We start from the raw sequence: 16513 nt of genomic DNA, 5'->3' as shown, positions 1-16513 counted from the left end.
CGATTCATCGTTTGAAAATGCTGAAATGCTTGCCATGTAACCATTTTAGCATTTTTAAACTCCGCTTTTTCCTGAGTTGGTGAGAAATCCGGGTTAAATATCAAAATTGAAGTAGAAAGGTTGTTTAATATCTTGGGTAAGGCTGAGGACTGTCTTTGACCTCCAATATTTGACTGCAAGAATTCAATACTTACATCAAGTAATTGCTCAACCGGATTTTTGGAATAATCCAAGCCGTGCTTATGAAGTACTTCAAGAAATTGAATACTCCATATTCTACAAGCATCAGAAATATCAGCGCTGGTGTTCGATTCTAGAAGATATCAAGGCTGCATTGGAATTGTTGGAATTATCAGCCGATGAGCAATTGTGGCAAGAGGTGCAAAGCAACCTTACCCAACTCCAACAAGAACTCGAAACAGCAGAAATACGACAATTATTGTCTGACCCTCATGACCACAAAGGTGCATTACTCACTATTACTGCTGAGGTTGATGGTGCAGATGCTCAATATTGGGCATCTATGTTGCTGCACATGTACTGGCGTTGGGGAAAAAGCCACAATTATCCAAAAGCCACAATTATCCATTGGATGTAGTAGAGATTTCTGATAATAATGAGGGTGGAATTAAATATGCAACCTTAGAAATTACAGCAAGTTATGCATACGGCTGCCTCAAATCAGAAACAGGCACACATCAACGGGTAAAGAAGCACTTGATAATTTCAAGTAACTTTTGTCACTAGTGCAGAAAAATTTGCCCAATTACAGCTAAAATCAAGAAACATCAGTAGAATAAAGAGCAATTTTTTAATCCAAAGCGCTCTATCTATCATTAAACAAGTATTATGGATGTCCTAGAACTCAAACGCGAAATCGAAACGTTGTCTGGCCGCCTGGGTAAAACCCAGGACTATCTTTGACGTACCTGCACTGACAGCCAAAATTCAAGACCTCGAAAAAATATCCGCTCAACCAGAATTTTGGAATGAGCAAACCCAAGCCCAACAAACGCTACAAGAACTCAATGACCTGAAAGCTCATCTTCAGCAATACGATCGCTGGCACGCCAATCTAGAAGATACTAAGGCAGTTGTTGAATTGTTGGAGTTAGAAACCGATGAGGCGCTACTCCAAGAAGCAGAATCTACCATCACTAAACTGAATCGTGACCTGGATCAGTGGGAGTTACAACAGTTACTTTCTGGCCCCTATGATGCGGAAGGTGCTGTACTGACTATTAGTGCTGGTGCTGGTGGCACAGATGCTCAAGACTGGGCATTTATGCTGATGCGGATGTACACCCGTTGGGGCGAAGCTCACGGCTATAAGGTAACTTTAGCTGAAGAGTCGGAGGGTGATGAAGCCGGAATTAAATCTGCAACCCTAGAAATTACTGGTCGCTATGCCTATGGTTACTTGCGATCGGAAATGGGTACACATCGCTTAGTGCGGATTTCACCTTTTAATGCTAACGGGAAGCGACAAACCAGTTTTGCTGGGGTGGAAGTGATGCCGCAGATAGATAACTCTGTGCAATTGGATATTCCAGATAAGGATTTGGATATCACCACAACTCGCTCTGGTGGTAAAGGTGGGCAGAATGTCAACAAAGTAGAAACTGCGGTGCGGATTGTTCACCTTCCTACAGGTCTTGCCGTGCGCTGTACAGAAGAGCGATCGCAGCTGCAAAATAAAGAAAAAGCTCTAAATCGCCTCAAAGCAAAACTGTTGGTCATAGCTAAAGAGCAACGTGCCCAAGAAATTGCCGAAATTCGTGGTGATATGGTGGAAGCCTCCTGGGGAAACCAAATCCGTAACTATGTGTTTCACCCTTATCAAATGGTGAAAGATTTGCGTACAAGCACGGAAACAACAGGGATTGGCGATGTGATGAATGGCGAAATTGATACATTCATCCAAGCTTATCTGCGCCAAGAAAATAAACTGGTAGAAAACACTCCGGCATAGAGGCGCTCGTTGCATAACACCCCGATTGCTAAGGCGTTTCACTGAGGAACGCCTTAGCAATATATTGGCGATCGCAATTCTATTCCAGACCAACTGTTACAGTTATAAAAGAGTCTGTAGACAAATAACTATGAGCAACTCACCTTCAACAGAACCTCAACCTAGCTACGTCAAACTCGCCATGCGAAACATGGTGCGGAAGGGTGGAACTTCCCTAAAGCATTTTGGATTGACTGCTGTAGGGCTTTTAGCTCTGCTTGTTGGTCTTGCTTACCTCACTCATTAACGACAAATCGTAAACCTCAGACAAGGAGACTGTGTGCCCCTGAGAGTTGAACTATATGTGGAGGAGTATTTTTATGAGTTGTCCCCGACAACATCTGTAAAAATTGAGGAGACTGATGACCGAATTACTCCTGAAACTTGGGAAAACTGGTTTAATCACTGGTTGGAAATTCTTCAGCCTCAGATTCCACCAGCGCCAAGTTATGAAATCGGGCTGCGTTTGACAGATGATTTACAAATTCAAGAACTGAATGCTCAATATCGTCAGCAAAATAAGCCGACAGATGTTTTAGCCTTTGCAGCTTTGGAGGTGGATTTTCCTCAAAGCAAAGAAATGCTTGCCTCTGTCCCATTATACTTAGGTGATATTATTGTGTCTGTAGATACAGCACAGCGCCAAGCTCAACAACAGGAACATAGCTTACCAACCGAGCTGGCCTGGTTAGCTGCTCACGGTTTATTGCACCTCTTGGGCTGGGATCATCCTGATGAAAAAAGTTTGGAGCGAATGTTAAAACAGCAAGTGGGATTGCTGAATGCAATAGGTATTGCTATTGACATGGAATAGCAGTAGCTTATGTATCTCTTAATGTCAATTTTGGGTAATACTTTTATAATACTTCTGTGGAAAATTGCCTAAAGATTGCCTCAAAGTTAATTCTGCCATTAAGATCGGCGAATATTCCCACTGTAGCAACTCTATTCTTGTGTTTTTAAGTCTATGTCCCAAAAAATTTCTCCATCACCAACGCCTACCTCGTTACAAACACTGGTGTCTAACGAACGGGAATTCTCCTGGAAAGTAGCCTCTAATTTATTTGTTAGTTTTAAATATGCCTGGGCTGGAATCAGCTATAGTTTTCAAACTCAACGTAATTTTCGCATCCATGTAAGTGTTTGTGCTTTAGCGATCGCTTTAAGCGTTTTCTTGCATCTCCAAGCGGTGGAAATAGCGGTAATTGGTATAACTAGTGGTTTAGTTTTGGCATTAGAGTTACTCAATACAGCGATCGAGTCCGTTGTGGACTTAACCGTTAAGCAGACATACCATGATTTGGCAAAAATTGCTAAAGATTGTGCGGCTGGTGCAGTGCTTGTCTCTGCTTTCGTAGCGATGTTAGTAGCAGGTACGCTATTGCTCCCTCCTCTGGTAACGTTAATTATATCGGCTTTGTAAACGTGATTTGCGTCGGTTAGCAAAAACCGCAGGCATTCCTAAGTGACTCATTAAGAGAATCACACTCTGTCCGAATTCCCTTTGTAGAATAATATATTCAAAATTTAAGTCGTGCGATGTCTACGACGGTCTACGCTTACGTGCCAAGCATCCTGGCTAAAGGATTACTTGGTAATCTTTAGAAAGTGGCCGCAGAGTAGCCGCTTTATATTTACGTGTTTACGTCAGGGTTATTTTTACACCTAACGAACAAATAGCATGAGATACTTATCTATGCTTTTTACAACTGATGAGTGGTAAAAACCAGGAGTGATGAGCTTTGATTATAGTTATAGACAATTACGATAGTTTTACATATAACTTAGTGCAGTACCTGGGAGAATTGGCATCAGAGTTCCCAGTGGCAGATGATATTAAAGTTTTTCGTAACGACAAGATATCCATAGATGAGATTCGGGCATTAAAACCGGAAGCTGTGGTTATTTCTCCTGGGCCTGGTCGCCCGGAAGATGCCGGTATTTCTTTAGAATTGATTGAACAGCTAGGACAAGAATTACCAATTTTAGGCGTTTGTTTGGGACATCAAAGCATTGGTCAAGTGTTCGGTGGTAAAATAATTCCTGCTCCCGAGTTGATGCATGGCAAAACCTCTCAAGTGTCTCACACTGGAGTGGGAGTTTTCCGGGGATTAGAAAATCCTCTAATCGCCACTAGGTATCATAGTTTGGTAATCGAACGTGAGACTTGCCCAGATGTGTTAGAAATCACCGCTTGGGTTGAAGATAACACCATTATGGGAGTGCGACATCGGAACTATCCTCACATTCAGGGCGTCCAGTTTCACCCAGAGAGTGTCCTGACAGCTTCAGGAAAACAGTTATTGCGAAATTTTCTGGAACAGTTACAGTCAAGAGCATAATTAATGAAACGACGACAGTTGATGGGCTATGCTGGGGCGGGGTTGGTAACAGCTTTCGTTACTACCTTGGGTTCTGAATCTCAAGCTGACGCACAATCTAGCGGTTTATCAGTTAAGTGGTTGGGTCATACTTGCTTTCTTTTTACTGGTGGTGGTGCGAAAGTTCTCGTCAATCCATTTCGGACGGTCGGCTGTACTGCTGGGTATCGTCCCCCAAAAGTTGCAGCAGATTTGGTACTGATTAGCAGCCAACTCCTTGATGAAGGTGCTGTGGATGTACTACCGGGAAATGCAAAACTGATCTACGAACCAGGAGTTTATGAATTTAAAGGCATTAAATTCCAAGGAGTTGCCATAGACCACGATCGCAAAGGCGGTAAGCAGTTTGGGTCAAATACTGCTTGGAGTTGGAAGCAAGGCGGAATTAATATCCTACACTTAGGCGGAGCCGCTGCACCCATTTCTATTGAGCAAAAAATCTTGATGGGGCGTCCCGATGTAGCATTTATTCCAGTGGGAGGCAGTGCAAAAGCCTACAATGCTGAGGAAGCAAAGCAGGCTGTTCAAGTTTTAAATCCCAAGTTAGTGATTCCGACTCATTACCGCACACAAGCGGCTGATGCTGCTAAGTGCGATCTTTCCCCATTGGATAATTTTCTGACCCTGATGCAAGGGATGACAGTGCGGCGTAGCAATGAAGATACTATTTCCATTAGCCCTGGTAAATTGCCGGAAAAGGGGGAAATTCAGGTTTTGAGTTACAAATTTTGAATAAAGGGGACTGGGAATTGGGAAAAAAGCAGGGGAAGCAGGGGAAGCAGGGGAAGCAGGGGAAGCAGGGGAAGCAGGGGGAGAATAATGACTCCTGCCTCCATCTCCTGAATTCAGGATTCTGAATTCTGAATTCTAATTTTAGAACGTATACCACTCTCCGGTCAGCTTATCTGCGTCGCTGATGGGAGTCTCAACTGCTGTCGTTTCATTTATAGTCCAAATGTTATCTGTACCTGCTGTCTGATCGCGCCAGTAGATATCAGTCTTGCCATCGCCGTTGAAATCACCAAGAGATGGTGTCAAGGCTGCGTTATTAGCTGGCAAGAAAGCTTCAGTAGCAACTGTTGTACCATCCATCAACCAAGCGGTGTTCTCACCTGTTGTGCCATTGTGCCAGAAGATATCGGTCTTGCCATCACCGTTGAAGTCACCAATTTTGGAAGTCCAGGATGAGTCAAGTGTGCCCAAAGCACCTTCTGTGACTAAGATGCCATTCATCGTCCAAACCTTGTTCTCACCTGTTTGGGCGTTTCTCCACAGAATGTCTGTCTTAAAGTCGCCGTTGAAATCACCAAGGCTAGAAGTCCAGGCGGCATCTTGTGATTGTAGAGCAAAGTCAGTCTTTTGCGTACCATCCATAAACCAAGCGACGTTATCGCCAGTTGTCTGATTGCGCCAGAAGATGTCACTCTTGCCATTGCCGTCGAAATCAACAATGGTAGGAGTATACGCTGCGTCTGTAGTGTCTAAAACAGTTGCATTCAGAACTGTGGTGCCATCCATCTCCCAAATAGCGTTCTCGCCAGTTGTGGCATTATGCCAGAAGATATCGGTTTTGCGATCGCCGTTAAAATCGCCAATCTGAGGACTCCAGGCTGGATCGACGCTGCTTAAAGCAGCCGCACTACCAACTTTGGTGCCATCCATCAGGACAACGCTATTCTCACCAGTTGTCTTATTGCGTAATAAGAAGTCGGTTTTGCCATCAGCATTGAAGTCAGCAATTTTGTAATCATAGGCGGATAGGTCATATTGACCCAAAGAACCCTGTTCGACAACTGTTGTTCCATCCATCAACCGAATGATAATCTCACCTGTTGAAGAATTTACCCAAACTTTGTCTGTTTTACCATCACCGTTAAAGTCAGGAGTAATCGCCGCACTAGTTAAGTATGGATTAGGATTGGGATTTGCTGACGTTTTAACAGGTGTAGTTGCTGGTTGACTTTCTAGTGCTAGTGAAGAACTCTTATTTCCAAACCCCAAATCATAATTTAAACTCTTAAGAGAAGTTGTCAAGATTTCTGATTTTGCAAAAGAATCTGATGCTAATCGAGATGTATTCAAAGCTAAGGGTGAGGAATTTTGATTTTCAGGCATGGTGAATTTTTATTATTGGCTGCCATATTTTTTTAACTTTTTTTGGCAATCTCTTTCTGTAACGAAATAACATTTACTTGGTTTTCAAGATTTCTTTATAACTATTTTTTATTTATTAATGTCACTCTTTGAAGATAAATATTTGTTTGTTTTAAACTATTATCCTAAAATTTTCAAGTTCTATATAAGCAATTGCAAAATATGTTTTGTAATTTATCTATGATTATTTATAGATAAAATAATCATTTTATTATCTATGTTCTTTGACATTTGAAGGTGGTATCAAAAATTTACCTACGAACCAGAAATTTATTTTATGTTTAATTAGACCGACTTAATTAAGATAGAAGCGATCACTACATTATTCCTAAGAGATTTTGTATAATCTTACCTTTGTTTTGTTGGCACTTTCTTAAGTAATATCTGAATCTTGACTATTTTTTATTTTGTGAACAAGCTTGGATAAAAAATAACCTTGACCACCAGCTAGCCCTAAATTTGAGCTATCTAATTTAACCCAATAAAAATCAAAGGCTATAGGGTTTTTGCTCGTACTTGGATGTATTTCCCAATGCCGCCAAGTAGATGGTGTAGACTGAGTTAATTCGAGATGATAAACATAACGTTCTTGAATTTCATTGCGATAGGGAGTCATATTGTATTGATAAATACCCAATAACTCAATAATGCGAACTCCCTTAACACCAGATTCTTCATAAATTTCCCGCAGAACAGCTTCAGATGGCTTCTCACTTTCTTCAACTGTACCAGCAGGTACTTGCACGCCAGCTTCAGGAAAATGAGTATGTGTAAACACCATTAATTCATCTTTGTTGGTTACGTAAGCGATCGCTTTTTTTCTTAGGGGTTGAGTAGACATATTTTTTACTGTGTGTTGTTAGATTTATGAAATACCATAATTTATACAAGATAAACGGTTAAAATTTATTTCATTTCATAAATATCCTAAATTATTCAATAACAACAAGATCCCCGACTTCTTAAAGAAGTCGGGGATCTAAGTCTTTCGAAATAATTGATTATTCTCCAATGATTTATGACTTGAATCGAAACAAATATTGGTTAGAATAACTTAGATTAGGAATTATTCAGAGGCACGATCTGTGCATACTCTGGTTGTCAAAAGTGTAAAATAACACAATACTTTCATAAATACATCAACTATGCAAGCAGAATATCGGCAGCGTCGCGAGCAGTTAATGGCAAAAATTGGTGACGGGACAGCCATTTTTCGCAGTGCGCCAATGGCAGTGATGCACAACGATGTCGAGTATGTTTATCGCCAAGATAGTGATTTTTTTTACTTGACTGGTTTTAATGAGCCACAAGCAGTAGCAGTGTTAGCGCCGCATCATTCAGAACATCGATTTGTGCTGTTTGTCCAACCGAAGGATCGCGAAAAGGAAGTATGGACTGGTTATCTTTGTGGGGTAGATGCAGCCAAGGAAATTTATGGTGCTGATGAAGCTTACCCGATTAGCGAGTTAGATGAAAAATTGCCGCAGTATTTAGAAAAAGCCAGCCGGATTTACTATCACTTAGGACGCGATCGCAATTTTAACGATCAAATTCTCAAACATTATCAAAGTTTATTGCGGACTTATCCGAAGCGCGGTACAGGGCCAATCGCTATTGAAGATACTGGCCCTGTCCTCAACAGCATGAGATTAATCAAAAGCGAAGCTGAGTTGGAATTGATGCGTCAAGCAGCTGCGATCGCCACCGAAGCACACAATTATGCCCAAGAAATTGCCGCACCGGGACGTTATGAGTACGAAATTCAGGCGGAGATGGAACGCATCTTTCGAGTGCGGGGTGGAATGGGGCCAGCTTATCCTTCGATTGTGGCTTCTGGTGTGAATGCTTGCGTACTGCACTACATTGAGAATAATCGTCAAATGCAGGATGGAGAATTACTGCTAATTGATGCCGGTTGTGCTTATGGTTATTACAACTCGGATATTACTCGGACATTTCCCGTGGGTGGTAAATTTACGCCAGAACAAAAGACACTGTATGAGATTGTTTTGGAGGCACAAAAACAAGCGATCGCTCAAATCAAACCAGGTAATCCCTTCAAATTAGTTCATGATACAGCAGTGCGGGTTCTCACAGAAGGTTTAGTCGAACTTGGCATCCTCAAAGGTGAAATTGATAAGTTAATTGAAGAAGAGAAATATAAACCATATTATATGCACCGCACCAGTCATTGGTTAGGTTTAGATGTCCATGATGTCGGTGTTTATCAGCATGGTGAAGACAAACCACAGATTTTACAACCAGGTCAAATTTTGACAGTGGAACCGGGACTATATATTGTGCCAGATACCAAACTAGCAGAAGACCAGCCACAGACCGATCCTCGATGGGTTGGCATTGGCATTCGGATTGAGGATGATGTGTTAGTGACACCTGGGGGACATGAGGTGTTAACTGCGGGGGTTCCCAAAGAAATAGATGAAATCGAAAGATAAAAAATGGCGATGGTAGACATCATCCCTAAGAAAAGCCCCGGCGATTGAAATCGCGGCTATACAGACTTGTGTTGAGCATCTCGACTTCGCTCGATGGAGCCGGAGTCGAAATACAAAACCCACCTCCGTGGGTTTAAAACCCTTTATTTTGTATTAGTCCACGGAGGTGGACTTTGCTTTTGTAGCCGTGACTTCCAGTCGCCCAATACTTCTAAAACTCCACTAAAGGAAAAATTGTGGTGAAAGTAGAACCAACACCTACCTGTGAAGCTAGATTAATTTGACCTTGCAATAGTTTTACTAAACGCGAGACGATCGCTAATCCCAATCCTGTACTATCAGGAAGATAGGGGCGATCGCTAGAACTCACGCGAAAGTAGGGTTCAAATATCTGGTCTTGGTTTTCGGGTGCAATGCCAATTCCAGTGTCAGAAACTGCGATCGCCCATCTCTGCTTCTCCAACACCTGACACATGATAATAACAGTCCCCGACTCTGTATAACGAATCGCATTACTAATAAGATTTGTAACAATTTGTTGCAACTGAAAAGAATCTGTGATTAATTTTTCAGGGATGCGATCGCAATCGACTACGATTTGTAAATTTTTTCCCGCAGCTAAAGGTTCCAACATTTCACACACATTACCGATTAATTCACGCACATCGGTAGGTGCTAATTGGAGTTTTATCTGCCCCGCATCATAGCGCGAAAGTTCTAGTACATCATTAATTAGATGAAGTAACTGTCTACCGTTGCGTAGTACGCGTTCAATATGTTCTAGATTGGTAAAGCTGTCTTTGATCTCAGTCTTTCGTCGTTGTTGGCGTAAAAATAGATCCGAATAACCAATAATGGAAGTTAGAGGATGTTTCAATTCGTGGGCTAATTGGGAAAGATACTCTTGATTGGCGCTAATTAGCCGCGTGAGTTCTTGATTATGGAGCGTTAATGATGCGTGTAACTGCCGTAATTCCCGCAAGCGTTCCTCAACATAACTCTTGAAACATCGAGCGATCGCTTCGTCTATAATAGCGTCAATCAAACGCATGGAACGAATTATCTCTGCGGGGATTCCCTTTAATAAATCTGCTTGTAGAGCATCAAATATTACTGTTCGCAGCAGATGATATTCTCTAGCAATTTCTGCTGAATCAAAACCTTGTTCGGCTCGAATCGCTCCATGCTGAAAACTGGCAGTAACCATTGACTGAATATCATTATCTTGAGATTTTGAAAGCACTGTCACCATAGCTTTCAAGACATCGGGGATATGATCTTTGATCGCTGTGTAAGATAAGTCACCAGCACTTTCAATCCGTCTATCCTCGCGAACTGCTAAAATCCATTTATCAAGGATGGTGTCCGTTTTTTCAGCCAAGAGTTGACTAAAATCCATTATGTTAAATTCAGCTAGGAGATAGATGAGTAAACTTCTATATGCAAATAGTTTAACGACTAGAGTCGTGTTTTACCAAAATTAGTAATATCTTTCACCTACCAAAAGAAATAGATTTTACAGATTCTGTTGTTGGTGAAATCAGTATCAGTACAAAAATATTAAGAAGTATAATATATATCTTAATGCTATCAAGCTAAATATAGCAGTTAACAGCCTTGTGACTTGATTGCCAAAATTGTTTAGCTTACTGTGCAAGGATTTAATTCACAAGATAACCAAAATTATCAATTTTCTGAATTATCGAAAAGTTAGGATATGTAGTTGATTTAAGTAACAAAATAAACAACAACTATCAGAAGACAGATACTTTTACTGAAGTATCTATGTTAGATTATGTATATCAATGTTATAATGCGCATAATAACTTAGTATTTACTTAGAGTAAGTCAGCCTAATTCAACAGATCGCAGTGCGTGATGTTGGAGCGGAGGAACCAATTTGTGGGGCGTATCTCAGAGAAAGTGAGGAGTTGAGAGTGAGGAGTTAGAAATTAAATAAAATTTAGTAACTCATAACTCATAACTCATAACTTTTTTAGAAGGGCATCTCTCAGCCCTAGCCCGTCAGCTAACTTCGTAGGCATTGAGAGGAGACTGAAGAGACGGCATTTTTATAATGTTCCGATCTCATCAGTTTCCAAGGCTGGTACTGCTCAAATTTTTGTACCCGCACTTAAATCTGTTGAGGTCGTAAATGATATTTCAACTAAACTTAGCAGCGATCGCGGCGATCGCTGGACAAGCAACTTGGAAAAAGGCAAAACCGATCGTCCTTAGAGATGTCTTCATTTTACCTGTATTAGGCTTCTTGGGAATAATAGTGTTGTGGTGGATTATTGCACTTGCCAATCATGAGTTAATGCCCACCCCACCAGAAGCGCTAATTGCGAATCTAGACTACATCTTAAATCCCTTCTACCAGAGGGGCCCAGGCAATTTAGGAATTGGTTGGTTGTTGATAGCAAGTCTGCGTCGGGTATTGCTGGGCTTTTTGTTAGGTGCGGTAGTAGCCATTCCTCTAGGGTTTCTAATTGGGATGTCTAGACCGGCAATGCTAGCGCTTAATCCGATCGTTCAAATTTTTAAACCTGTATCGCCCCTAGCTTGGCTACCCATCGCCTTAGCAATTTTCAATTTAGCAGAACCTTCCGCCATTTTTGTCATCTTTATTACCTCCTTATGGCCGACTATTATTAATACCGCTTTAGGAGTTTCTAGCGTTCCCCAAGATTATTTAGATGTGGCGCGAGTGTTGGAAATGCCTCGTTGGCGACGGATTACAAAAATAATTTGGCCTGCAAGCTTACCGTATATTTTTACAGGTTTGCGAATTAGTTTAGGGATAGCTTGGCTAGTAATCGTCGCGGTAGAAATGCTCACAGGCGGTATTGGTATCGGCTTTTTTGTCTGGGATGAATGGAGTCGTTTAAACCTAAGTTCAGTATTTTTAGCTGTGTTTATAATTGGCTTAACTGGGTTAATCCTAGATTACGCCGTGGGTAAAATTCAAGAATTAGTCACCCATCGTCCTACAACTTCCAACTAATTAAATGGAATTTTAGATTTTAGATTTTGGATTGAAGAATTGAAAATCCAAAATTTAATAATATCTGTTCGCGCAGCGTCTAAGGTAACTCCAAGAAATAAATTATCCAATATTGTGGGGTGGGCTACATGAGCGCCCAGTCCAAAGGGCGGGCGAGACGCTCACCCCACAAGAGTTAATTGAATATTTTTTTATTTAGAAGTCCCTAATCAAACAAATCTAAAATCCAAAATCCAAAATTTATCCGCCAATGGAGCGACAAGAATGGGTGATAATAACTGGACTCGACGAGACTTTATCAAAGGAATCGGAGCAACCACAACGGGAATAGCGCTATCTTCCTGTGCAATTTCAGGAGATCGATCCGCCAAAGGACTAACAGAAGAAGCCTTAGCTGTACAACCACTAGTTAGATCCCAAGACCTAGAAAAATCCGATCTCACCATTGGATACGTTCCCGTTAATGATTGTGCGCCATTTGCGATCGCCTGGAAAAAAGGCTTCTTCCGCAAATATGGTTTGAACGTCACACTCAACCGCGAAGCCAGTTGGGCCACCTCTCGCGACGGTTTAATTTTTGGTCGTCTGGATGCTTCGCCCGTAGTATCCGGTGCTGTCACCAACGCCAGAATTGGTGCCGAAGGCGCACGCCATGCCCCTTTGTGTGCAGCTATGACTATTCATCGCCACGGTAACGCCATGACAATGAACAAAGCCATGTGGGATTTTGGGCTGCGTCCGTGGTACGAGTATCAAGAACAATATGGCGATGGCGCGCTAGAAGCCTTTGGGCGCGATTTTCGAGGCTACTTTGACAAGCAACCGCCAGAAAGCAGGGTTTGGGCGGTTGTTTTGAGTTCCGCCATTTACGAATACTTTGTCCGCTACGTATCCGCTGCTGCTGGTGTCGATCCCCTTAAAGAGTTTCGGATCATCATCGTTCCGCCCCCCCAAATGGTAACAAACGTGCGGATTGGTGCGATGCAAGCTTATATGGTTGCAGAACCTTGGAATACACGAGCAATAACAGGTAATGAAAACATCGGCTTTACCTTCGCCCAAGGCAAAGAAGTCTGGTTGGGACACCCAGATCGTTTATTAGGGGTGATGGAATCTTTCATTGACAAATATCCCAAAACCTATCGTTCCCTCGTCAAGGCGATGATTGAAGCCTGTCAGTATTGCAGCAAAGCAGAAAACCGCCAAGAAGTTGCCGAACTACTTACAGAACGTTCCTTTACAGGTGCTAGACCCAAAAAGAAAGATGCCCCAATCGCGAAATTTACAAGTCCGGGAATTCTCGGCAACTATAACTATGGCGGCTTTGACGGCAAAGACCGCACTATCAAAGCCGCTGACACCACGATTTTCTTCGATATTCCTGACAACCTTCCCAAACAGCCAGGAGAACACTCAACATTCTTATGGAGATCCAGAAGTATCTGGTTAATGACACAAGCAGCGCGATGGGGACAAATTAAGGAATTCCCCAAAAATGCCGAGAAACTTGCCGAACAAGGTTGGAGAACAGATTTATATCGGGAGATAGCATCAGAAATGGGCATCGAATGTCCCAAGGATGATTACAAGGTCGAACCACCAGAAGTATTTATAGATAAGAAAGGCTTCGACCCCAGCGATCCTGTGGGTTATCTGAATAGTTTTGCCATCAGGGCTAACGCTCCCACTCGCTTTTTTATGTCTTAAATTCCAAGTTTAAATTTTGATTGATGACAAAATTATTTGCGGAGCATTTGATGATGGAATATACCTCATTACCGATTAATACCCAGACCGAAGTTCTGCCCCGCCCTGGATTTTTAGAAATTGAAAATTTAGTCAAGTCTTATCCGACACCTGATAAAGATAACTTTGTCGTTTTAGATGGAGTTAATCTTACGATTGGTGAAGATGAATATATTTCTGTAATTGGTCACTCAGGTTGTGGAAAATCAACTCTACTAAAGATAGTAGCTGGTTTAGAAAAAGCAACTTCCGGCTCAGTCAGGCTAGATGGGAAAGAAATTCGTCAGCCGGGAGCCGAAAGGATGATGGTATTTCAGAACTATTCGCTGTTACCTTGGTTAACAGTACGAGAAAATATCCGTTTAGCCGTAGATGAAGTGTTAAAAAATGCTAATCGCTCTGAAAAAATCAGCATTGTAAATCAACACTTGGCAATGGTAAACTTGACGGCGGCGGCTGACAAATATCCCGATGAAATTTCTGGAGGTATGAAACAACGAGTAGGTATTGCCAGAGCCTTAGCAATTCGTCCCAAAATGTTACTAATGGATGAACCTTTTGGGGCATTAGATGCACTAACTCGTGGCAAATTAGAGCAGCAGGTATTGGATATTTGGGAAAATAATCGTCAAGCAGTGATGATGATTACCCACGATGTAGACGAAGCAATTTATATGTCCGATCGCATCGTCTTGATGACCAATGGCCCGGCTGCTAGTATCGGAGAGATTTTAGAAGTTCCTTTTGAGCGTCCGCGCGATCGCGCCGCCATGCGAAACTCAAAAGAGTATTTTGAACTCCGCAACCACGCCTTAAATTTCCTGGATCGATATTTTGCCCAAGACGAGTAAATTAGATTATCATTTTTTTAGTGGGTAGCCTAATTCAAATTCATGAAAGCTGGATTTGGAACGGAGGAACCAATGTTTGGGGCTAATCTTGCAGAGAGCGGCAATTTAAGAGTAAAAAGTTTTAACTCAGCACTCACCACGGGCTAAACGCCCCGCTATCGCTAACAGCACTCCTAAGAGAGAGACACCTTCCAGTCTTAGCCCGTCAGCTAACTCCGTAGGCAATGGAAGGAACCCCCAAGACTTTGGCTGTAATACAGTTATTATTGGGGTTTCCTTGACTAATTTAAGATTTTGGTTATCGTCACTCAATCTAAAATCGTTCAACTGAGCGACTTGTGCCGAGCATCTCGACTTCGCTCGTTGCCGTAGCCTCTCGTAGAGATGGAACCGGAGCCAAGGTAAGCCGAAGTCCAAAATCCAAAATTTGTCCCCCTGCTTCTCATTGCTAATTCATTTCATTAGGAGAAGTAAAGCTGTGCAAATTAAGCCAATGTTAGCACGTCTGCAAAGTGCCACTGGTCGAGATGACTTAATTGAACAAATGGTGCTGCTGCCAGAACCAAACAAACCTTTTTCTAAAAAACCTCAAAAGGCGAAAGTAGTTAATCTAATTGTTGCTTATGACGCATCTCCCAACAGTCATACGGCATTAGATATTGCCTTTTGGATTGCCCATCAAACGCGTTTGGCCACCAATACAGAAGTTACAGTTCAAGCCGTTTATGTAGTAGAAGATAATCAAAGCAATCAGTATCCAAATATCTTAAGCTTTCCCCAACAACAGCGTTCATTGGAATGTCAAGTTAGTGAAGTATCAAAGTCTGTCACACAGGTATTAACTCAACCTAAATTACAGACAGCGATCGCTCCTCTGCAACAAGCAGATATAATTCTCTGGCAAGCCCGAAGTTTGGCTGAAGAATGGCAGGGTTCTTTCAAATCTCATTTACGGTTTGGCTCCATTTCCACAGAACTTAACAAAGTTGTTGAATCAGAAAGTGCCGATATTTTATTTTTAGGTTGCAACTCTGTCAATCATCCAATGATTGAGGCTCTAGGTTCTAATTTTCCCTGTGCCGTTTTGGGTATTCCCAGTTGTATTGATGAATAATCGCTGTTTAAAATTTCAGTAATTTTTGTCAAATTTTGATCGGAGAAAAGTCACCTAAAACTAGGTGGCTTTTTTAGCTACCCAGTAAATAAACTTCGGGTAGAAATCAATGCAATAGTGCATAAGGCTAAAAAATAAAAATGTGTAGATTACCTTGCAATACGGTTCGGTTAAAGTTTTTTGATGAAAATTTTAGATTGCGATAAATCATCGCAAAGACAAAAGATTCATCGCGTCTCTTGACTTAACTTTTACGGAGTGGAATCGCATCGATTTATAGCGACTATCTTGAAAAGTCGAGCTTTTATATTGTAGACAAGAATCAACAAAAATCCACCTATAGAGCAATGCGCTTGGGTTAATAAAAATTGTATGTTGGGTGAAGCAAAGCGCAACCCAACAAATCCCTGGAAATTTTGGGTCTACGTTCCTCAACCCAACCTACACAACTTAAGGTTTTTGACACTAAGGAATAAGAATTAAATAACATACAATCTATGTCCTTGGTTTACCTCACCCTCAATCCCTCTCCTTTATAAGGAGAGGGAAGCTAGAGACAGGATGAAGTTTTGCATCTTATTTAATCTATGTTCCTAACCCAAGTGTATTGACCTATAGAGGGTGATAAAAAATAGCAAATATAATCAATTTAATCAAAATAAATCGCTATAAACAAGCAATTAAAAATTAAAAATCGACAGCATACAGTTAATGTTTATATGCTAATTTAAGTAATATTTTTATCAAGAGATAGTAAAAAGTTATATCTTCCGCCGGATACGGTTTTCAGCCC

At 41.5% G+C, this 16513-nt stretch carries 16 protein-coding genes and 2 riboswitches; of the genes, 13 read left to right on the top strand and 3 right to left on the bottom strand.

The genetic code is table 11. From position 1 onward, the window contains the following. Positions 1-169 precede the first annotated feature (169 nt). The 8 genes from V7K61_RS05070 to V7K61_RS05040 all read left to right on the top strand — a co-directional run bounded on the left by V7K61_RS05070 (position 170) and on the right by V7K61_RS05040 (position 5124). On the top strand, positions 170-598 hold the full coding sequence (locus tag V7K61_RS05070; RefSeq protein WP_335051507.1) for a PCRF domain-containing protein: 429 nt from the start codon (positions 170-172) through the stop codon (positions 596-598). Continuing rightward, a complete protein-coding gene (locus V7K61_RS34060; protein WP_442936293.1) occupies positions 514-747 on the top strand; it encodes a PCRF domain-containing protein in 234 nt (77 codons plus the stop codon). The genes V7K61_RS05070 and V7K61_RS34060 overlap by 85 nt, the downstream gene beginning before the upstream one ends. A 102-nt stretch (positions 748-849) precedes the next feature. After that, a protein-coding gene (prfB, locus tag V7K61_RS05065) for a peptide chain release factor 2 (protein WP_335051505.1) occupies positions 850-1972 on the top strand; the annotation gives its coding sequence in 2 pieces (ribosomal slippage) (positions 850-921 and positions 923-1972; 1122 coding nt in all). A 130-nt stretch (positions 1973-2102) separates the two neighbouring features. Next, positions 2103-2258 carry a DUF3285 domain-containing protein gene (locus tag V7K61_RS05060; protein ID WP_094350437.1) on the top strand — a complete coding sequence of 52 codons (156 nt, stop codon included), beginning with the start codon at positions 2103-2105 and terminating at the stop codon, positions 2256-2258. A gap of 39 nt (positions 2259-2297) precedes the next feature. Then, positions 2298-2825 carry an rRNA maturation RNase YbeY gene (gene ybeY / locus V7K61_RS05055; RefSeq protein WP_335051521.1) on the top strand — a complete coding sequence of 176 codons (528 nt, stop codon included), beginning with the start codon at positions 2298-2300 and terminating at the stop codon, positions 2823-2825. 153 nt (positions 2826-2978) lie between these two features. Continuing rightward, positions 2979-3434, top strand: coding sequence for a diacylglycerol kinase family protein (locus V7K61_RS05050; protein ID WP_335051503.1), 456 nt, complete (start codon positions 2979-2981; stop codon positions 3432-3434). Positions 3435-3753: 319 nt separating this feature from the next. Further along, positions 3754-4353, top strand: a complete 600-nt coding sequence (locus tag V7K61_RS05045; protein WP_335051501.1) for an anthranilate synthase component II — start codon at positions 3754-3756, stop codon at positions 4351-4353. A 3-nt stretch (positions 4354-4356) separates the two neighbouring features. Then, the gene (locus tag V7K61_RS05040) at positions 4357-5124 is read left to right on the top strand and encodes an MBL fold metallo-hydrolase (protein WP_335051499.1); all 768 of its coding nucleotides are present in this window, start codon (positions 4357-4359) and stop codon (positions 5122-5124) included. 141 nt (positions 5125-5265) lie between these two features. On the opposite strand, the gene V7K61_RS05035 is transcribed toward V7K61_RS05040, so the two are convergent. Further along, positions 5266-6507, bottom strand: a complete 1242-nt coding sequence (locus tag V7K61_RS05035) for an FG-GAP repeat domain-containing protein (protein WP_335051497.1) — start codon at positions 6505-6507, stop codon at positions 5266-5268. Positions 6508-6919: 412 nt separating this feature from the next. Then, on the bottom strand, positions 6920-7387 hold the full coding sequence (locus tag V7K61_RS05030; protein ID WP_335051495.1) for an NUDIX hydrolase: 468 nt from the start codon (positions 7385-7387) through the stop codon (positions 6920-6922). Between the two features lie 304 nt (positions 7388-7691). On the opposite strand from V7K61_RS05030, the gene V7K61_RS05025 reads away from it, so the two are divergent. Beyond that, complete coding sequence (locus V7K61_RS05025) at positions 7692-9002, top strand: aminopeptidase P N-terminal domain-containing protein (RefSeq protein ID WP_335051492.1); 1311 nt, start codon at positions 7692-7694, stop codon at positions 9000-9002. 211 nt (positions 9003-9213) lie between these two features. Here V7K61_RS05025 and V7K61_RS05020 read toward each other — a convergent pair whose 3' ends face one another. Continuing rightward, the gene (locus V7K61_RS05020) at positions 9214-10401 is read right to left on the bottom strand and encodes a sensor histidine kinase (protein WP_335051490.1); all 1188 of its coding nucleotides are present in this window, start codon (positions 10399-10401) and stop codon (positions 9214-9216) included. A gap of 441 nt (positions 10402-10842) precedes the next feature. Next, positions 10843-11061: riboswitch (cyclic di-AMP (ydaO/yuaA leader) on the top strand. A 96-nt stretch (positions 11062-11157) separates the two neighbouring features. On the opposite strand from V7K61_RS05020, the gene ntrB reads away from it, so the two are divergent. From ntrB to V7K61_RS05000, 4 genes are all read left to right on the top strand, one after another. Then, complete coding sequence (gene ntrB / locus V7K61_RS05015) at positions 11158-12009, top strand: nitrate ABC transporter permease (protein ID WP_335051488.1); 852 nt, start codon at positions 11158-11160, stop codon at positions 12007-12009. Positions 12010-12273: 264 nt separating this feature from the next. Next, positions 12274-13716 (top strand): ABC transporter substrate-binding protein, encoded by a 1443-nt coding sequence (locus V7K61_RS05010; RefSeq protein WP_335051486.1) that lies wholly within the window; start codon positions 12274-12276, stop codon positions 13714-13716. Positions 13717-13769: 53 nt separating this feature from the next. Then, entirely contained in the window at positions 13770-14606 is an 837-nt protein-coding gene (locus tag V7K61_RS05005) for an ABC transporter ATP-binding protein (protein ID WP_335051519.1), read from the top strand. A 16-nt stretch (positions 14607-14622) separates the two neighbouring features. Then, a riboswitch (cyclic di-AMP (ydaO/yuaA leader) is annotated at positions 14623-14845 on the top strand. Positions 14846-15099: 254 nt separating this feature from the next. Further along, on the top strand, positions 15100-15720 hold the full coding sequence (locus V7K61_RS05000) for a universal stress protein (protein ID WP_335051517.1): 621 nt from the start codon (positions 15100-15102) through the stop codon (positions 15718-15720). Positions 15721-16513: the final 793 nt, after the last annotated feature.

This window comes from Nostoc sp. (assembly GCF_036918015.1).
GTDB lineage: Bacteria > Cyanobacteriota > Cyanobacteriia > Cyanobacteriales > Nostocaceae > Nostoc.
Note: the sequence above shows the minus strand (reverse complement) of the source record. Positions and strands in the feature narration are given on the sequence as shown.